Origin of the sequence: Thermomonas sp. (assembly GCF_029945965.1) — a bacterium.
Lineage (GTDB): Bacteria > Pseudomonadota > Gammaproteobacteria > Xanthomonadales > Xanthomonadaceae > Thermomonas.
This window is the reverse complement of the sequence record NZ_JAQSDO010000012.1, coordinates 184105-201206: the sequence shown is the minus strand read 5'-3', so window position 1 is coordinate 201206 and position 17102 is coordinate 184105. Positions and strand designations below refer to the sequence as shown.

Annotated in this window: 14 protein-coding genes and 1 pseudogene; 9 read left to right on the top strand and 6 right to left on the bottom strand. The window is 63.1% G+C overall.

Annotation, left to right across the window (positions count from 1 at the left end; translation table 11 throughout):
- Positions 1-1458 carry an amidohydrolase gene (locus tag PSV05_RS06020; protein ID WP_300062975.1) on the bottom strand — a complete coding sequence of 486 codons (1458 nt, stop codon included), beginning with the start codon at positions 1456-1458 and terminating at the stop codon, positions 1-3.
- Between the two features lie 144 nt (positions 1459-1602).
- Here PSV05_RS06020 and PSV05_RS06015 point away from each other — a divergent pair, with 144 nt between their 5' ends.
- On the top strand, positions 1603-2379 hold the full coding sequence (locus tag PSV05_RS06015) for an AMP nucleosidase (protein ID WP_300062972.1): 777 nt from the start codon (positions 1603-1605) through the stop codon (positions 2377-2379).
- Entirely contained in the window at positions 2376-2909 is a 534-nt protein-coding gene (locus PSV05_RS06010; protein ID WP_300062969.1) for a DUF924 family protein, read from the top strand. Before PSV05_RS06015 ends, PSV05_RS06010 begins: the two co-directional genes overlap by 4 nt.
- Before the next feature lie 35 nt (positions 2910-2944).
- Here PSV05_RS06010 and grxD read toward each other — a convergent pair whose 3' ends face one another.
- The 5 genes from grxD to PSV05_RS05985 all read right to left on the bottom strand — a co-directional run bounded on the left by grxD (position 2945) and on the right by PSV05_RS05985 (position 9372).
- Entirely contained in the window at positions 2945-3868 is a 924-nt protein-coding gene (gene grxD, locus PSV05_RS06005; protein WP_300062966.1) for a Grx4 family monothiol glutaredoxin, read from the bottom strand.
- Positions 3869-3940: 72 nt separating this feature from the next.
- Complete coding sequence (locus PSV05_RS06000) at positions 3941-6619, bottom strand: M1 family metallopeptidase (protein WP_300062963.1); 2679 nt, start codon at positions 6617-6619, stop codon at positions 3941-3943.
- Between the two features lie 96 nt (positions 6620-6715).
- A complete protein-coding gene (locus tag PSV05_RS05995) occupies positions 6716-7357 on the bottom strand; it encodes a hypothetical protein (RefSeq protein ID WP_300062960.1) in 642 nt (213 codons plus the stop codon).
- A 70-nt stretch (positions 7358-7427) separates the two neighbouring features.
- Positions 7428-8057: an SGNH/GDSL hydrolase family protein gene (locus PSV05_RS05990; RefSeq protein WP_300062957.1), complete on the bottom strand. Its 630-nt coding sequence runs from the start codon at positions 8055-8057 to the stop codon at positions 7428-7430.
- A gap of 64 nt (positions 8058-8121) precedes the next feature.
- Positions 8122-9372: an aminotransferase class I/II-fold pyridoxal phosphate-dependent enzyme gene (locus PSV05_RS05985; protein ID WP_300062954.1), complete on the bottom strand. Its 1251-nt coding sequence runs from the start codon at positions 9370-9372 to the stop codon at positions 8122-8124.
- Between the two features lie 294 nt (positions 9373-9666).
- On the opposite strand from PSV05_RS05985, the pseudogene rsgA reads away from it, so the two are divergent.
- The 7 genes and pseudogenes from rsgA to PSV05_RS05950 form a co-directional block, all read left to right on the top strand.
- Positions 9667-10698, top strand: a pseudogene (rsgA, locus tag PSV05_RS05980) (ribosome small subunit-dependent GTPase A); the annotation flags it as partial.
- A complete protein-coding gene (locus PSV05_RS05975; protein ID WP_300062948.1) occupies positions 10698-11960 on the top strand; it encodes a flavohemoglobin expression-modulating QEGLA motif protein in 1263 nt (420 codons plus the stop codon). The pseudogene rsgA and the gene PSV05_RS05975, both read left to right, overlap by 1 nt.
- Positions 11961-12033: 73 nt before the next feature.
- Entirely contained in the window at positions 12034-14325 is a 2292-nt protein-coding gene (locus tag PSV05_RS05970) for an NADP-dependent malic enzyme (RefSeq protein WP_300062945.1), read from the top strand.
- A 198-nt stretch (positions 14326-14523) separates the two neighbouring features.
- Positions 14524-14850, top strand: coding sequence for a DUF2282 domain-containing protein (locus PSV05_RS05965; protein ID WP_300062942.1), 327 nt, complete (start codon positions 14524-14526; stop codon positions 14848-14850).
- A 23-nt stretch (positions 14851-14873) separates the two neighbouring features.
- Positions 14874-15767: a DUF692 domain-containing protein gene (locus PSV05_RS05960; protein ID WP_300062939.1), complete on the top strand. Its 894-nt coding sequence runs from the start codon at positions 14874-14876 to the stop codon at positions 15765-15767.
- The gene (locus PSV05_RS05955; protein ID WP_300062936.1) at positions 15764-16564 is read left to right on the top strand and encodes a DNA-binding domain-containing protein; all 801 of its coding nucleotides are present in this window, start codon (positions 15764-15766) and stop codon (positions 16562-16564) included. Before PSV05_RS05960 ends, PSV05_RS05955 begins: the two co-directional genes overlap by 4 nt.
- Entirely contained in the window at positions 16557-17099 is a 543-nt protein-coding gene (locus PSV05_RS05950) for a DoxX family protein (protein WP_300062932.1), read from the top strand. Before PSV05_RS05955 ends, PSV05_RS05950 begins: the two co-directional genes overlap by 8 nt.
- Positions 17100-17102: the final 3 nt, after the last annotated feature.

Sequence of the window (17102 nt, the reverse complement as noted above, 5' to 3'; positions counted from 1 at the left end):
TCATTTCACACCCCCACGCATCAGATCCTGGCCGAGCAGGCCTTGCCCCAACAAGAAGTCCGACTTGGGTTGCCGCGCCGGATCATGCCGGTCGTACAGGCGCGCGCCATCGACATACACCTGCTCGGCCTGCGCATAGCTGCTGAACGGGCTGCCGTTCCACAACACCACATCGGCCATCTTGCCCGGTTCCAGGGTGCCGGTCTGGTCGAGGATGCCCATTGCCTTGGCTGGGTTCATCGTCAGCCACTGGATCGCGTGTTCGGGTGTGATGTCGATGCCGATGCGGTGCGCATTGGCCATGACCTTGGCGGCTTCCTGGTTGAGCCGCTGGATGCCTTCCTCGGAATCGGAATGCACGATCGCGCAGCTGCCCGGTACCCGATCGACCAGCGCTATGTTTTCCTGGATGCCGTCGAAGCTTTCCATCTTGAAGCCCCACCAGTCGGCCCACAGCGCGGCACACACGCCTTCGGCGGCGAGCCGGTCGGCGATCTTGTAGGCCTCCACGCCGTGGTGGAATGCGGCGATGTTGAAGCCGAACTCCTTGGCCAGGTCGAGCATGTTCGCCATCTCATCGGCGCGATAGCAGTGGATGTGGACGCGGATGTCACCATTGATGACGCCCGCCAGGGTGTCCAGCTTGAGGTCGCGCTTGCCGCCGCTATCCTTGTCTGAATCGGTCTTGTTCGAATCGGTCTTGTTCGAAACAGCTTTGGCCGCGGCCTGCTTGCGCTTCTTCATGTACTCGGCGGCATCCGCGAAGGCAGCACGATAACCAGCCATGTTGCCCATCCGCGTCGATGGCCCGCCCTTCTGTCCGTACACGCGCTTGGGGTTCTCGCCGCAGGCCATTTTCAGGCCCCACGGCGCACCCGGGAATTTCATACCCTGGTACGTCACCGACGACACGTTCTTCAAGGTGACGCCACGCCCGCCGATCAGGTTGGCGGAGCCCGGCAGGATCTGCAATGAAGTGATTCCACCGGCCAGCGCGGTATGGAAGCCCGGATCCTGCGGCCAGATCGAATGTTCGGCCCAGACCTGCGCAGTGACCGGCGAGGTCGCTTCGTTGCCGTCGCTGCTGGCATTCACGCCCGGGCTGGCATACACACCCAAGTGTGAGTGGATGTCGATGATGCCCGGCGTCACCCACTTGCCTGTCGCGTCCACGCGCTGCGCATCGGCCGGCACGTCGAGCGCGCTGCCGACCGCGATGATGCGGCCATCGCGCATCAATACGTCGGCGTCATCCAGTCGCGTGCCGGTTCCAGTCAGCACGGTGGCGTGCTGCAACAGCACCGGCGGTGAGGCCACGCGCTGGTAAGTACTCGGATACGGATCCAGGGTGAAGCCCAAGTCGGCCTTGGCCGCAGTGGCGGGCTTGATTGACGGCGTGCTGGCGCAACCGACCAACAAGGCCACCGCAAGTGCGACAGTCGCTGTTTTCAACTTCATTCGTCATCCCCATGCACATTGCCTGTGCCTGCCCGAACGTTAGCGTCATTGCCGTGGTCGTGCCACATGACCGAGGTCATGGCCGCGTGGGACACTTCCGGGAATGAGAAAAAGTAAAAGGAAGATTGTGATGAGCGATGTGCGATGAAAGACAAACAGGACATCGTCGACAACTGGCTGCCGCGCTACACCGGCGTGCCGCTGGATGGGTTTGGCGAACACATCCTGCTGACCAATTTCGGTGGCTACCTCAGCCATTTCGCGGCGATGACCGGCGCCGAGATCGTCGGCATCGACCGACCGATGCCGAGTGCCAGCGCAGACGGCATCACCATGATCAATTTCGGCATGGGCAGCCCGAACGCAGCCACGATGATGGATCTGTTGTCGGCCATTTCACCCAAGGCCGTGTTGTTCCTCGGCAAATGTGGCGGACTCAAGCGCAAGAACCAGCTCGGCGACCTGGTGCTGCCGATCGCGGCGATCCGCGGCGAAGGCACCAGCAATGACTATCTGCCGCCACAGGTGCCGGCGCTACCCGCGTTTGCCATGCAACGCGTGATCTCGACGACCATTCGCGACATGGAGCTGGATTACTGGACCGGCACTGTCTACACCACCAACCGCCGGGTCTGGGAACACGACGCGAAGTTCAAGGAAAAACTGCGCACGATGCGTTGCATGGCCATCGACATGGAAACCGCCACCATCTTCGCCGCCGGTTTCGCCAACCGCATTCCCTGCGGCGCGCTGCTGCTGGTCAGCGACCAGCCGATGGTGCCCGAAGGCGTCAAGACCGAGGCCAGCGATGCGACTGTTTCGGCGAAATTCGTGGAGAACCACATCAAGGTCGGCATCGAGGCGCTGCGCCTGATCCGCCGCCATGGAAAATCGGTGCGCCACCTGAGATTTGACGAATGAGTACGCCAGCGCAGGTGATCGCCTACTGGCGCGAAGCCGGCCCCGGCAAATGGTTTAACGGTGGCAAGTCATTCGATGACGAATGCCGGCAGCACTTCGGCGAAGGGCACATGGCCGCCGCGCGGCGTGAGCTCGACAGCTGGATGGACACGCCGAAAGGTGTGCTTGCTTTGTTGCTGTTGCTCGACCAGATTCCGCGCAACATCTTCCGCGGCAGTGGACATGCATTCGCCACTGATGGACTGGCACTGCAGCACGCAAGCAATGCGGTGGAGGTGGGACTGGATGCACAGGTCGACAGCGACCTGCGCGCCTTCATGTACCTGCCGTTTGAGCATTGCGAGGACATGACGATGCAGGACCGCAGCGTCGAACTGATGGCGCCGCTTGGCCAGAGCTCGTTGGGCTATGCTCACGCGCATCGCAACGTGATCAAACGCTTCGGCCGGTTCCCACATCGCAATGCCGCGCTTGGCCGCGCCAGCACGCCTGAGGAACAAGATTGGCTGGACGCGGGAGGCGGGTTTTAAGACCTGCCATTTTGAGGCAGGTCCTGCTGGTCTGCTCAGTACTGCGGGATCGCCGGGTCGAATGTGGACCAGGCATCGATGCCGCCGCTGATGTTGTAGACCTCGCTGAAGCCGAGCGCGCGGAAGTGTTCGGCGGCCTGGCCGCTGCGCGCGCCGGTGTGGCACAAGAAGGCCATCGGCGTGGCCTTGTCCATTGCCTCGATTTCCTCCATGCCGTCATCGAAGTGGGCGAATGGCAGGCCCAGCGCGGCGAGAGCGCGTTCGTCGGCAGGGCGCACATCGATGATCACCAGGCTGTCGGCATTGACCCGTTGCGCGGCATCGGTGGGTGTTATTGCACGCACCTTGGGCGGCGCGTTCGGATTGTCGATCACCAGCCCCTTGCCACGTGCGTCGTCGGCCCAGTCGATGCGCAGACCACGTGCGCGCTGCGCGCTGGGCAAGTCGAACTGGGCACGGATGCCCGCTGATTCACTGGCGATGGCGGCATCGTCATGCTGGGCCAATTGCAGGCTGGCGTTGTAGCCGTTGTCGATCTCGATCTGCAACGCGAAGCCGTCGCCTGCATTGGCGATGGCCTTGCCCAGCATCTCGGCGGCGGCAGGCGTGATCTCGATGTGGGGCGGGGTGCGATCGGGCGCAGGCACGCCAAGCGCGGTATGCAACTCGCCGCTGGCGGCCATCTGCATGATGATGTCGCTGCCACCGACCAGCTCGCCGCCGATGTACAGCTGCGGGATTGTCGGCCAGTCGCCATAGGCCTTGATGCCCTCGCGGATCTCGCCATCGGACAACACGTCCACGTGCATGTAAGCCACACCGGTGGCGTCCAGCGCGGAGATTGCCTTGGACGAGAACCCGCACTGCGGCGCACGCGGATTGCCCTTCATGAACAGGACAACGGGATTGGTAGCCAGCAGCGATTCGATGCGGGCGTGCAGGGTGGGGTCGAGGGACATGTCAGGGTGATCCGGAACGTGGGAACCGGCATTTTACGCTTGTGGCGAAACCGGATCCCTGATTGGCTGCGATCAGCGGATCATGGCCGGGTCCTGCTTGGCCTTCAGCGCGCTGCACAATTGGATCGACTCGCTGGTTTGCGCCAGGCCACGTTCGATACCCGCAGCATCCTGTGACTTTGTCTTGAAGAATGCCTGCAGGCGTTCACCTTCGGCAGCGGTGCAGCCACCGCCGGCTGCAAGTGACGGTAGACGGCCACCGGAGAAACTGCCGGTGCGCGTGAGGATCTGGTCGTAATGCGCGCTGAACCAGTTCCACAGTGCGTCGCGCTGGGCCACCGTGTCGCGACCCGCGTAAAGCAGCATCGCCATTTCGCCGACCTTGACGTTCTTGTCCAGTGACAGGTTGCGCACCTGCTCCGCCAGGGCCGGATCGTTCACCCTGGACAGGCCGGCCAGGATGCCGTTGCGCAAGGCGGCGTCATTGGTCTGCGGGAGCTCGGCCACCAGTGCATCGACAGCACGCTTGCCGCGCTCCTGTACCGCCATGCCCAACGCGTCACCGAGCAGGTCGGGATCAGCCGCCGCGAGGTTCAGACGGCCATCTGCCTTCTTCTCCAACGCAGCATCCCCCTGCTTGAGCAGGGCGGCGCGGACGGACGCCACCTTGAATCCGAAAGCCAGGCTTCCAGCCAGCGTGCTGCGCATCAGCGATGCACCTTCCGGCTCGCCAAGCTTGCGCTGATAACCCAGCTGCTCGAGCCGCGGCAGATAAGCCGCCGTCACCCAGTCGGTCAGCGTGGCGCGCTGGGCGTCGGTGACGGCCTCGTGCTGATAGAGCCACGCGACCTGACCCAGCGGCGCGGTTGCCACCTCGCGGATCTTCGAGACAGTCAACGGCTTCAATGCGGCGAGCACGTCGCTGGCATCCAGATCGCCGTGACCGAAGCTGGCGTCGATGCCGTCGGCATAGGCCAGCTGCTCGGCGTCACTGAGCGTGCCGGCCTCGGCGCTGAGCTTGCCCAGGTCCTGCTTGTCCATGCTGAAGCGGTAATAGCCGCTGGCATTGGCATTCGGCATGATCCAGGTTGGGCTGCTGGCGCCTGCCAGCACAACCGAACCGGTAGCCTTGTCGAGCATGTCGCAGGCAACCTTGCTGCCATCAGCGGTGCCATAACGCACGCACACCGGCACGCCCCACACGCGCTGGCTGTTACCGCTGCTACCTAGTGGCAGATACCGACTCTGACTTAGCTGCAGGAGCGTCTTGCCGCCTTTCTGCTCAAGCCTGGTCTGCACGTAAGGCACACCGGACTGGTCGATGAAGCTGTGGAAGGCATGCTTGAACGCATCCTTCTTGCCTGCTGCATCGGCGATGGCATCGACCAGGTCATTGCTGTCCGCGGTGCCGAACTTGTGCGCCTGGATGTAGGTGCGCATGCCCTGCTGGAACGTTTTTTCGCCCACGAAGTTCTCGAACATCGCGAGCACGCCGGCACCTTTTTGATAGGTGATGCCGTCGAATGCGGTCATGATGTCGCCATTGCCGGTGATGGGCTGGGTAATGCGCCGCGCGCTGACCAGGCTGTCGTTGCCCATCGCGCCCTGCGCACCGATGACGCGATCGAGATCGGCGCGGTATTCGGGGTGGACTTCCATGGTGACCTTCTGCTGCATCCAGGTCGCGAAGGCCTCGTTGAGCCAGATGTCGTTCCACCATTCCATGGTCACGGCATCGCCGGTCCACTGATGGGCCAGCTCATGCGCGGTGACGTTGAACGAGCCCTGCACGTTTCTGGCCGGGGAGTCCTTGTCCAGCAGCAGCAGCCAGTCGCGGAAGGTCACCAGACCGGCGTTCTCCATCGCGCCGGCGGCAAAATCCGGTGCAGCCAGCACATCGAGTTTGTCCCACGGATAACCGAACCCGTAATAGTTTTCCAGCGCGCGGATGATGCTGGGCGTCTCGCCCAGCACGTGTTTCATCCGGTGCGCCTCGCCCTCGGTGGCGATGCCGCGCAATGGCAACGGTTTGGCACGGTACGCATCTGGCGAAATATCCGGCGCGGTCTGGATGCTCCACGGCCCAACGCCGAAGGCCACCAGATAGGTCGGCAGCGGTAGCGTCTGTGCGAAGGTCAGCGTCTTCCAGCCCTTGCCGGCATCCACTTCCTTGACCTGCTGGGTATTGGCCACGCCAACCTGGTCCGAAGGAATGGTCAGGCTGATGTCAAACGGAGTCTTGAAGCCGGGCTCGTCAAAACCCGGGAATGCATAACGCGCGCTGATCGGCTCCATCTGCGTCATCGTGTACGGCTTGCCCTTGGCGCTGACTTTGTACAAACCCTGCAGCTGCGCGTTGAACGGCGCGCTGTATTCAAACTTCAGGGTCAGGTCCTGCGGCTTCAGCGTGCTGCCGAAGTCCACCCGCGCCACGCCGGCATCAGGGTCCGACTCGACGTACTTGCCGTTATGAACCTTGCCGGCGTCGTCGGTGATGGTGACCTTGGAAATTTTCAGTTCCTTGCCATCCAGCCACACGTGATCGGAAGCCTGGTTCAGCTTGATCTTGATCGTGGTGGTGCCGGTGAAGTTGTCCTTCGCAGGATCGACCTTGAACGCCAACTGGTAAGACTGCGGCACAGCCCAGCCCGGCAGGCGGCCCTGCGGCACCTGGTCGGCCGTCGCGGCAAGCGCGGCGCTGCAAGACACCGCCAGCGCGGTCAGCATGAGAGGATGGGCAAGACGGCGCATGGGATTTTCCTGGGCTAGGAGAATTCCCACGCTAGAACCGCGATGACCTGGGTCACAGTGCCATTGGGCATGGTGGGTGCAGGTGTCGTTGGCTGCCTAGTTGCAATATCTGCTCTGCTGCAGGGCGACATCCTCAAGCATTCGGTGCTCCCGCATCGTGGTGCCCGTGCTGAGAATCTCCACAGCTTTGGCCAGGCCACCGCACGGATCATCGGTGTAACCCGGCGGCCAGAACAGACCCGCGGAGACGGCGCGTAGCACGTCTCTCGGGGACCACTGCCTGCGCAAGTGAAGGCGTGGCGGAGTACTGGCCTGGATAGGATTGAAACTGCTCGTCAGTTTGTTCCGACTGAAGCTGATGCCGTCGTATTTCCCTGTTGGTTCCGATGCGCTGCTCCACCGGTCGTCCTCGGCAGTCACCAGCAACGAATGTGCGGGATTGCTGTCGCTTGCTGGAAGCGTTGCCATTTCGGTTTTTTGTCGCGACTTCAGGCGAGCCGCCATCGGTGAACCGGTAACCGCTTGCTGTTTACGCGCGACCGTCTTCATTGGGGGTGGCGACGACGGCAACTGGATAAAGACCAGTTCCATGGGTCGGCTGCTTACCGGACGCGGCACTGATACTCGCATCGCAAACCAAGCGAGCAAGAGGTGGGCGATGGCGACGAAGCTCCAGGCAATGATGCGCTCAATCTCCATCACCGAATTCGCTCGACCATTCCGTGTCGTTGTATCCATCGATCGCGTCAGTACTCATGTGCGGCGGCCAGCCTGAGACTGGATTTTCATGAGGAAGTTCCGGAGTGCCCTATCTCCCCGCCAGCAACCCACGCACCACCGGCAACGCCAGCCGCGCCCACTCCGCATACATCGCTGCAGATGGATGCAGGCCGTCTTCGATCAGCATGGCCGGTTGCGCGCCGAGTTCGCGGGAGACCTCGGTGATGTCGACGAACGCCACGCCATGTGCTTCACAGATATCGCGCGAGGCCGCATTGAACGCATCCAACTCTTTTGCGATGCGGCGTGGGCTGCGCAGTTCGGCGCGAGCGAACGGGGTCACGCCCCAGTCCGGGATCGACAGTATGAACACTTGTCGCGGATTTGCAGTGGCCAATGCGACCGCACGCTGCAGCAGCGTGGTGAAGCATTCGCTGTAGTCGTTGACGTTGCGGCCGCGATATTGATCATTGACGCCGATCAGCAGCGACACGACATCCCATTTGCCCAGTGGCTCGGCTTCGTCCATCGCCGCTGCAAGCTCGTCGGTAGTCCAGCCGGTCTTGGCAATGATGCGTGGATCGGCAATCGCGAAGCCCTCCTCGCGCAATGCGCGCGCAAGTTGCATCGGCCAGCGCGCGTTCTCGGTGACGCCTTCGCCGATGCTGTAGCTGTCGCCGAGCGCGAGGTATGACAGCGAAATGGGGTCAGAGAACATTTCCATTCCACAAATTGAGTGAGGCGGATGCTTCTGGGGAAAAGTTCTCTGACCCCATTTCGAGTCAGGCCACGGCAGTTCGCGAACCCGTCACCTTGGACGCACGTCGCGACAGCACGCGGTCGATGCGGGCGAATACTTCCCGCAATACCGGTGCTTCCGGCAGCAGGGTCACCCGGAAGTGATTGCGATATGGCACGTTGAAGCTGGTGCCGGGCACCAGCAGCACATCTTCGGTCTCAAGCATTTCAAGTGCGAATGCATGATCATCAAACCCGTGCGCGGCATCGCCGACCACCGCCGGGAACCCGTAAAGCGCGCCCTGCGGGATGACCAGCTGCAGATGCTCGCTCGCGGCACAACTTTCGATCAGGGCGCGGCGGGTTTCATGCAGCCGTCCGCCGGGTTGGCATAGCGGCGTGATGGTGTCGATGCCATGCAACGCTTGCTCGATCGCGAACTGCCCCGGCACGTTGGCGCACAGGCGCAGCGCGCCGAGCAAGTCCATCGCGTGGTGTAAGTCGCCAATGGCCCGTGGATCGCCACTCAATACCGCCCAGCCCACGCGCCAGCCGCAGGCACGATGCACCTTGGACAGTCCGCCAAAGCTCAGGCAGGGCAGGTCGCCGGCCAGCGGCGCGAGTGGCTGGAACACCTCGTCGTCGTAGAGGATGCCGTCGTAGATTTCATCGCACATCAGCAGCAGGTGGTGTTTCGCGGCGATCGCGACGATGCGTTCCAGCAATTCACGCGAATAGTTGGTGCCGGTCGGGTTGTTCGGGTTGATCAACACGATCGCCCGGGTGCGCGGGGATACCAGCGATTCGATCTGTTCCGGATCCGGAAGGAAGCCGTTGGCTTCGTCGCAGCGGTAGAAGACCGGGCGGCCGTCATTGAGGATGGTCGCCGCCGACCACAGCGGATAGTCGGGTGACGGCACCAGCACTTCGTCGCCGGGATTGAGCAGGGCGCGCAGGCTGATGTCGATCAATTCGCTGACGCCGTTGCCGATGAACACCCGTTCCGGTGATGCGTTCGGCGTTCCGCGGGTCTTGTGGAAGGCGGCGATCGCCTCGCGCGCTTCCGGCAGGCCCTGCTGGTGTGTATAGGGATCTGTACCGGCGATGTGGTCGGCGATCGCCCGCTGCAGGTGCTCGGGTGCACGGAAGCCGAACGCGCCCGGGTTGCCGATGTTGAGCTTGATCAGGCTGCGACCCTGGGTTTCCAGTTCGCGCGCGCGGCGGGCGAGCTCACCGCGGATTTCGTAACGGACTTCGGATAGGCGGGCGCGGGTCTTGAGGCTGGGCGGCGACATCGGCAGGACAGGGCTGTGGGTGTGGGTGGTCAGCGTAGCGGGAAAAAGGTCAGAGTGGATTTCCTGCAAGCAAAAAGGGGTCAGAGTGAAGTTTCCTGACCAAGATCAATGGAATCCTCTACGTTCGTCGGCAGGAAATTCACTCTGACCCCTTTTTGCGTGACCCCAATTCGCTCGCCGCCATTGGAACCAGCGCTAGAATCGCGTCATGACAGCCTTCCAATACGCATGACCCCGCTGCAATCCATCGGCTGGCGCTGGACGCCCGCCACCCTGGAGGCCGGCTGGGCCAATGTCATCGCTGCCCATCCAGACGCGCGCCTGGCGCGGATCAGCGAGCAGCATCGCAGCGGGTATCTGGTTGCCGAATCGGTGGAGGCCTCGCATCGCGCCGAATCGCTGCCGGAATGGCAGCGCGCGGGCAATTACCGCAATGGTGGAACCACGCCGGAAGGCCGGCCGGCGGTTGGCGACTGGGTGCTGATCGAGGGCGAGGCGCCAAATGCGCTACGCATCGTCGCGCTGCTGCCGCGGTTCTCCTCGATCAAGCGTGGCGCCGCCGGCGAGCACTACAAGCAGCAGGTGATCGGCGCCAACATCGACACCGTGTTCGTGGTCTGCGGGCTGGATGCCGACTTCAATCCGCGCCGGATCGAGCGCTACCTGATGCTGATCGGCGGTAGCGGCGTGCAGCCGGTGGTGGTGCTGACCAAGGCCGACAAGGACGGCGCCGATACCGAGGCCGCGCTGCAGGATCTTCGCGCGTTTGATGTGCCCGTGGTGGCTGTCAATGCCAGGGATCGCGCTAGCGTGGTGACCCTTGAACCCTGGCTGGGTGAAGGGCAAAGCATCGTCCTGGTGGGCAGTTCGGGTGCGGGCAAATCGACCCTGACCAATACCTTGCTGGGCACGGAAAGAATGAAGACCGGCGCGGTCCGCGAGACCGACGACCGTGGCCGCCACACCACCACGCATCGCGCGCTGATCCCGCTACCGTCCGGCGCCTGCATGATCGACACCCCCGGCATGCGCGAACTCAAGCCGACCGGCGAGGAAGACGTGGCGGAAAGTTTTACCGACATCGAAGCGCTGGCCGCGCAGTGCAAGTTCCGCGATTGCAAGCACGCGCGCGAGCCGGGTTGTGCGGTGCGGGCGGCCATCGAGGCCTGCACCATCGACGGCGAACGCGTGCGGAATTTCTTCAAACTGCGCGATGAAATCGTTGGTGCTGCGGGCCAGCTGGCCACGCGCTTGGCGCAGAAGGCCGATGCGCGCGTGCAGACGAAGGGACCGCGTAGCCGCGTGGATCAGCACACCGAGGACTGATGACGACCGCGCGCAGCCCCGACATCGCCCACCATGCCGCGCTGGACGCGCGCATGACCAAGGCGGCGCGCGAGATCCGCTTGCTGAGCCTGGTCAGCTGGCCGGCCAGCGAACAGCAGCAATTCCTGGCCGACCATGCGCAAGGCAAGGCGAAGCTGCCGGCGTATGCGTATCCCAAACACGATTTTTCCGCCGAACGCGTCGAGTTCGAGACGATTGCCGCTGCTGCTGATCCGGCGCATCCGCTGGGCATTTACCTGATCGAATCCGCGCACAGCTGGTCGCTGGCGGCCGAGTTGCTGGAAAACCTGGGCACGCCCAAGGTCACCGAGCTTTCGATCGCACTGTTTGGCAAGCCTGATCACACCCTGCCCGGTGGCGCGACCATGCGCGAGGCGGCCGGCCATTTCATCGGCATTGCCAATGAACTCGACCAGGAATTGCTCGACCCGTCAGAGCAGGTGGAAATTTCCGCGACCGCACTGCGCCTGCAGCTGCAGGCATCGTTGGACGACTATTTCGATGCGCGCGTGATTACCGTTGAGCTTGATCCCGACCTGATTGCCAAGGCCGCGGCTGGCGCCACCCGTATCCGCCTGCGCTCGAGTGCTGCGTTTTCCGACTACGACCGCCACCAGTTGTTGCAGCACGAAGCCTTCGTGCATTCACTCACTGCGCTCAATGGTCGCGAACAAACCGTGCTGCCCAGCATGTCCTTGTCCTCGCCACGCACCACCGCGACCCAGGAAGGGCTGGCGACCTTCGCCGAACAGATCACCGGCAGCATCGACATCGAACGCATGAAGCGGGTCAGCCTGCGCATCGAAGCGGTGGCGATGGCGCTGGACGGCGCCGATTTCCTGCAGGTGTTCCAGTATTTCCAGGATGCCGGGCAGATTCCGACCGAAAGTTTCACTTCGGCCCAGCGCGTGTTCCGCGGCGTGCCCACGACAGGTGGCTGCGCGTTCACCAAGGACACCGTTTACCTGCGCGGCCTGATTGGCGTGCATACGTTCTTCCGCTGGGCGCTCAAGCAGCGCAAGTTGCGCCTGTGCCGGATGCTGTTCGCCGGCAAGATGACCTTGGCCGACGTGCAACGCTTCGAGCCCTTGTTCGACAGCGGTGATCTGTTGCCGCCGCGCTGGCTGCCGGAATGGGTGGAACGTGCCAACGGACTGGCCGGGATGCTGGCGTTCTCGCTGTTCGCCAACCGGATCCGCCTCGACCAGATCATGTCGGCCGAGCGCGTCACCGATATTTAATCGGTGACGCCTAACCGTCCGTTACGGATGAAGCCGGTATTATTCTTGGTTCCCGCATCCGTGGTGTATGCCGATGACCGACCAGCATGATTCCTGCGACGACCTGAAGCAGGCCGCGCTCGATTACCACCGGCTGAGTCCGCCCGGCAAGATCAAGATCAGCGCGACCAAGGCGATGGTTACCCAGCGCGACCTGGCCTTGGCATATTCGCCGGGCGTGGCCTATGCCTGCGAAGCGATCGTCGCCGATCCGAACGAGGTCAGCACGCTGACCGCACGTGGCAACCTGGTGGCGGTGGTGACCAATGGCACCGCGGTGCTCGGCTTGGGTGACATCGGTCCGCTGGCCAGCAAGCCGGTGATGGAAGGCAAGGGCGTGTTGTTCAAGAAATTCGCCGACGTCGACGTGTTCGACATCGAGATCAACGAACGCGATCCCGACAAGCTCGTTGACATCATCGCCTCGCTGGAGCCGACCTTCGGCGGTATCAACCTGGAAGACATCAAGGCGCCGGAGTGTTTTATCGTCGAGCGCAAGCTGCGCGAGCGGATGAACATCCCGGTGTTCCACGACGACCAGCACGGCACCTCGATTATTGTCGGTGCGGCGATTCTCAATGCGCTGGAAGTGGCCGGCAAGAAGATCGAGGACGTGAAGCTGGCGACCAGCGGTGCCGGCGCCGCTGGCATCGCCTGTCTGGACATGCTGGTGGCGCTGGGCATGAAGCCGGAAAACATCCTGGCGGTGGATCGGGATGGCGTGCTGTACACAGGCCGCGAGCACCTGGATCCGGACAAGCAGCGTTATGCGCGCGATACCGACAAGCGTTGCCTGGCCGAAATCATCGAAGGCGCGGATGTGTTCCTGGGCCTTTCGGCTGGCGGCATCCTCAAGCCGGAGATGGTCGCGACCATGGCGCAGCGGCCCATTATCCTGGCGCTGGCCAATCCGAACCCTGAAATCCTGCCGGAGCATGCCAAGGCGGTGCGCCCGGATTGCATCATCGCCACCGGCCGCAGCGATTACCCGAACCAGGTCAACAACGCGCTGTGTTTTCCGTACATCTTCCGCGGCGCGCTGGACGTAGGCGCGACCGAAATCAACGAGGCGATGAAGCTGGCCTGCGTGCGTGCGATCGCGAAGCTGGCGCGTATGGAAGCTGGCGACCTGGGCAGCGCCTATGCCGGTGAATCACCGACCTTCGGGGACGAATACCTGATCCCGCGGCCGTTCGATCCGCGCCTGCTGACCATGCTGGCCCCGGCGGTTGCCGAAGCGGCGATGGAATCCGGCATCGCACTGCGGCCGCTGGCCGATGTCGATGCCTATCGCGAGAAACTCGGCCAGTTCATCCATCGCAGTAGCCTGATGATGAAGCCGGTGTACGAGCGCGCACGCTCCATCGAAAAACGCGTGGTGTATGCCGAAGGCGAGGAATACAAGGTGCTGCGCGCGGTGCAGACCGTGATTGACGAATGCCTGGCCTATCCAATCCTGATCGGCCGCCCGGACGTGATCGAGACCCGCATCGAAAAGCTCGGCCTGCGCATGCGCGCCGGGGTGGACTTCGAGTTGACCAACATCAACGATGATCCGCGCTTCGATGATTACTGGCGCCAATATCACGCGCTGACCGAGCGTCGTGGCGTGACGCCGGATGCAGCCAAGAACCTGCTGCGTTCGCGGCCGACCCTGATCGCAGCGCTGATGGTCGAACGCGGCGAAGCCGACGCGATGATCTGCGGCCTGGTCGGGCGTTATCACAAGAAGCTCGGCTACCTGCGCAGCATTTTCGACTTCCAGCCGGGCGTGCAAGGCACTGCGGCGATGACCGGGGTAATCAACGACCAGGGCGTGATGTTCTTCGTCGACACCCATGTGCAGCAGGATCCATCCGCCGAGCAGATCGCCGAGGCCACGCTGATGGCCAGCTACCGGCTCAAGCTGTTCGGGATCGAACCGAAAGTGGCGTTGCTGTCGCATTCCAACTTCGGCAGCCACCAGGACGCCAGTGCGCTGAAGATGCGCCGCGCTTACGAAATCATCCGCGCGCGCGCGCCCAAGCTTGAGGTCGACGGCGAAATGATGGCCGACACCGCCTGGGACGAGGAACTGCGCCAACGCATCTTCCCCGGCACTACCCTGTCGGGCCGCGCCAACCTGCTGGTGATGCCGAACCTGGACGCCGCCAACATCGGCTACAACCTGGTGCGGGTGATGACCGGCGGCGTCGCCATCGGGCCGATCCTGATGGGCCTGGACCAGCCGGCGCATATCCTGACCCCGGCCTCGACTACACGCCGGGTGGTCAACATGACCGCGATTGCCGCGGTCGATGCGCAGATCCGGGCGGACATGCGCTGACGCCTGGCAAGCAATGCCGGTTCGAAAACGAAAAGGGGTCAGAGAACATTTCCAAGATATGGCTGCAGATCCCTTCACTATTCGAATGGAAATGTTCTCTGACCCCTTTTCGACGTAACTATTCGGCTTCCCACGCGAATTGATGGGGTACCGGCGCACAACGCGCCTGTGCCCATCCACTCGTTACCGGAGCCACTGATGTCCCATTTCACTCGTTCGATGTTGCCCGCTGCTGCGCTTGCCGCTGCACTGGGTTCTGCCCTGGCGATGACCTCCGCGCCCGCGCATGCCGGCGAACAGGCCAAGGCCTCGCCGGAAAAATGCTTCGGTGTAGCCCTCGCTGGCAAGAACGATTGCGCCGCTGGTGCCGGCACTACCTGCGCGGGCACGTCCAAAGCCGACCATCAGGCCAACGCCTGGAAGTCCGTGCCGGATGGCACCTGCCTGAAGACTGCATCCAAGACTTCGCCGACCGGCTTCGGCCAGCTGGCGGCGTTCGCGCCCAAGCCACGCAAGGCCGGCTGAGCAGCCCCCTCGGACCTGCCGCGATGACTGTCTTCTCCCCGGTCGCGTCATCGCCTGCTGTGATCCGTTCCGATGCCGGCCTGCCTGCGCAGGCCGGCGCCGGTTTCAAGTCGCAACACCTGCAGGACTGGTTGGCCGACGCCAACCCGCCTGCATTTTTCGAAGTCCACGCCGAAAACTACATGGGCGATGGCGGTGCACCGCACGCGTGGCTGTCGCGCATGCGCTCCGAACGACCGTTATCGCTGCATGGCGTGGGCCTGTCGCTTGGTGGCGCCAGCGCGCCGGACTCCAAGCACCTTGATCGATTGTCCCGTTTGATCGAACGCTATCAACCCGCGAGTTTTTCCGAGCACCTGGCGTGGTCGACGCACGACGGTCGTTTCTACAGCGACTTGCTGCCGCTCGCCTACGATGCGGACAGCCTGGACCGCGTCTGTGAACACATTGACCAGGTGCAGTCGCGGTTGGGCCTGCGCATGTTGCTGGAAAACCCGTCGAGCTACCTCACGTTTGACGCCAGCGACATCGACGAAACCGATTTCATCGCGGCCCTTGTTAGGCGCACCGGCTGCGGGTTGCTGCTGGACGTGAACAATGTATTCGTGTCCTGCCACAACCTGGGGCGAGATCCGCATGCCTATCTCGCGGCGCTGCCGTTGCATGCGGTCGGTGAAATCCATCTGGCCGGCCATGCAAGCGACGATGCCGGCGCGCTGCTGATCGACGACCACGGCGCACCCGTCGCGGATGCGGTGTGGCGCTTGTATGCCGATGTGCTGGTCCGCACCGGCCCGGTCGCGACGCTGATCGAGTGGGATAACGACGTCCCCGCATATGGCGTGCTGCGCGACGAGGTGCGTCACTCGGATTTTCTGTTGGATGCGGCGCGCATGCGGCTGGGCGCGGCGGCATGAATAGCGCATCCAATATGCATGACGCATTCGCATCCGCACTTTTGGAACCGGCGCAGATACCCGCAGGCCTGCGCAACGGTGCAGGCGACGCGGCGGGTCGTTTTGGCGTGCATCGCAACAATATGATGATGGCGCTGGTCGATGCGCTGGCTGCGGCCTTCCCGGTCACCCGCGAATTGGTAGGTGGGGATTTCTTCGCTGCGATGGCACGCGACTACGTGCGCATCGATCCGCCGCGTTCGCCAGTGATGTCCGCGTATGGCGCCGGCTTCGCCGATTTCATCGCATGTCATCTGCCTGTTGCAGGCGTTGCGTACCTGTCTGATATCGCGCGGCTGGAACGCCTGCGCAGCGAAGCCTTCCATGCCGCCGATGCCGATACGCTCGACAGCGGGCAATGGAACGCGCTGTTGGTCGATCCAGCGCGCTTGGCGTCGACACGGGTGCTTTTGGAACCGGCCTGCCGCTGGCTGTCGTCCGCGCATCCGGTGCTGTCGATCTGGCAGACACACCAGCATGCCGATGCACAGCGTGACGCGATGTTGGCTGCGTTAGATCTCGGCATCGGTGAAGACGTACTGGTGCATCGACCGCAGTGGGATGTGCAGCAGGTTGCACTGCCTGCGGGCGGCATCGACTGGTTGGACGCACTGCATACCGGCGCAACGCTTGGCGAAGCGCTGCAGCGCGCGTGCGCGATATCTCCAGAAGCATCACCAGACCAATTGTTCGCACTCCTGCTGCAGCACGGGCTGGTAGCGGCCATTGAACCCGACGAGGACGACCAACATGCATGATTCCGCGATCCCCCGAACCCTGCCGACGCGCGTGATCAGCGCCTACATCGATGCTTGCCGCCGCATCCCTGAAGACCTGATCCAGTTGCTGGCACGGATCTCGATCGCGGCCACGTTCTGGCTGTCCGGACAGACCAAGATCGATGGCTTCGTGCTGGATCCGATCGGCCTGAAGGCGCAGTTTGGTTTGCCACACCTGAGCGATGGCGCGGTCGAATTGTTCCGCAGCGAATATGCTTTGCCGTTGCTGCCGCCGGATGTGGCTGCACTGATGTCCGCCACTGCTGAACACGTGTTCCCGCTGCTGCTACTGATCGGGCTTGGTACGCGTCTGTCGGCGGGCGCGTTGCTGGGCATGACCCTTGTGATCGAGATCTTCGTGTATCCGGCCGCATGGCCCACGCATGGTTTGTGGGCCGCGTTGATGCTGTACCTGATGGCGCGCGGGCCGGGCCGGATCTCGATCGACCGACTGATTGCCATACGCGGCGCGGCAGGCGCTAAGCGCTCGGGTTTGGCAGCCGCCACCCGCTGATCC

What these genes read in the sequence shown, in the direction of transcription:
- PSV05_RS05955 (WP_300062936.1), top strand. Translation starts at nt 15,764, where the DNA reads ATGAATAGCGCATCCAATATGCATGACGCATTCGCATCCGCACTTTTG.
- PSV05_RS06015 (WP_300062972.1), top strand. Translation starts at nt 1,603, where the DNA reads ATGAAAGACAAACAGGACATCGTCGACAACTGGCTGCCGCGCTACACC.
- PSV05_RS05965 (WP_300062942.1), top strand. Translation starts at nt 14,524, where the DNA reads ATGTCCCATTTCACTCGTTCGATGTTGCCCGCTGCTGCGCTTGCCGCT.
- PSV05_RS05970 (WP_300062945.1), top strand. Translation starts at nt 12,034, where the DNA reads ATGACCGACCAGCATGATTCCTGCGACGACCTGAAGCAGGCCGCGCTC.
- PSV05_RS06010 (WP_300062969.1), top strand. Translation starts at nt 2,376, where the DNA reads ATGAGTACGCCAGCGCAGGTGATCGCCTACTGGCGCGAAGCCGGCCCC.
- PSV05_RS06020 (WP_300062975.1), bottom strand. Translation starts at nt 1,458, where the DNA reads ATGAAGTTGAAAACAGCGACTGTCGCACTTGCGGTGGCCTTGTTGGTC.
- PSV05_RS05985 (WP_300062954.1), bottom strand. Translation starts at nt 9,372, where the DNA reads ATGTCGCCGCCCAGCCTCAAGACCCGCGCCCGCCTATCCGAAGTCCGT.
- PSV05_RS05950 (WP_300062932.1), top strand. Translation starts at nt 16,557, where the DNA reads ATGCATGATTCCGCGATCCCCCGAACCCTGCCGACGCGCGTGATCAGC.
- PSV05_RS06000 (WP_300062963.1), bottom strand. Translation starts at nt 6,619, where the DNA reads ATGCGCCGTCTTGCCCATCCTCTCATGCTGACCGCGCTGGCGGTGTCT.
- grxD (WP_300062966.1), bottom strand. Translation starts at nt 3,868, where the DNA reads ATGTCCCTCGACCCCACCCTGCACGCCCGCATCGAATCGCTGCTGGCT.
- PSV05_RS05995 (WP_300062960.1), bottom strand. Translation starts at nt 7,357, where the DNA reads ATGGATACAACGACACGGAATGGTCGAGCGAATTCGGTGATGGAGATT.
- PSV05_RS05960 (WP_300062939.1), top strand. Translation starts at nt 14,874, where the DNA reads ATGACTGTCTTCTCCCCGGTCGCGTCATCGCCTGCTGTGATCCGTTCC.
- PSV05_RS05990 (WP_300062957.1), bottom strand. Translation starts at nt 8,057, where the DNA reads ATGTTCTCTGACCCCATTTCGCTGTCATACCTCGCGCTCGGCGACAGC.
- PSV05_RS05975 (WP_300062948.1), top strand. Translation starts at nt 10,698, where the DNA reads ATGACGACCGCGCGCAGCCCCGACATCGCCCACCATGCCGCGCTGGAC.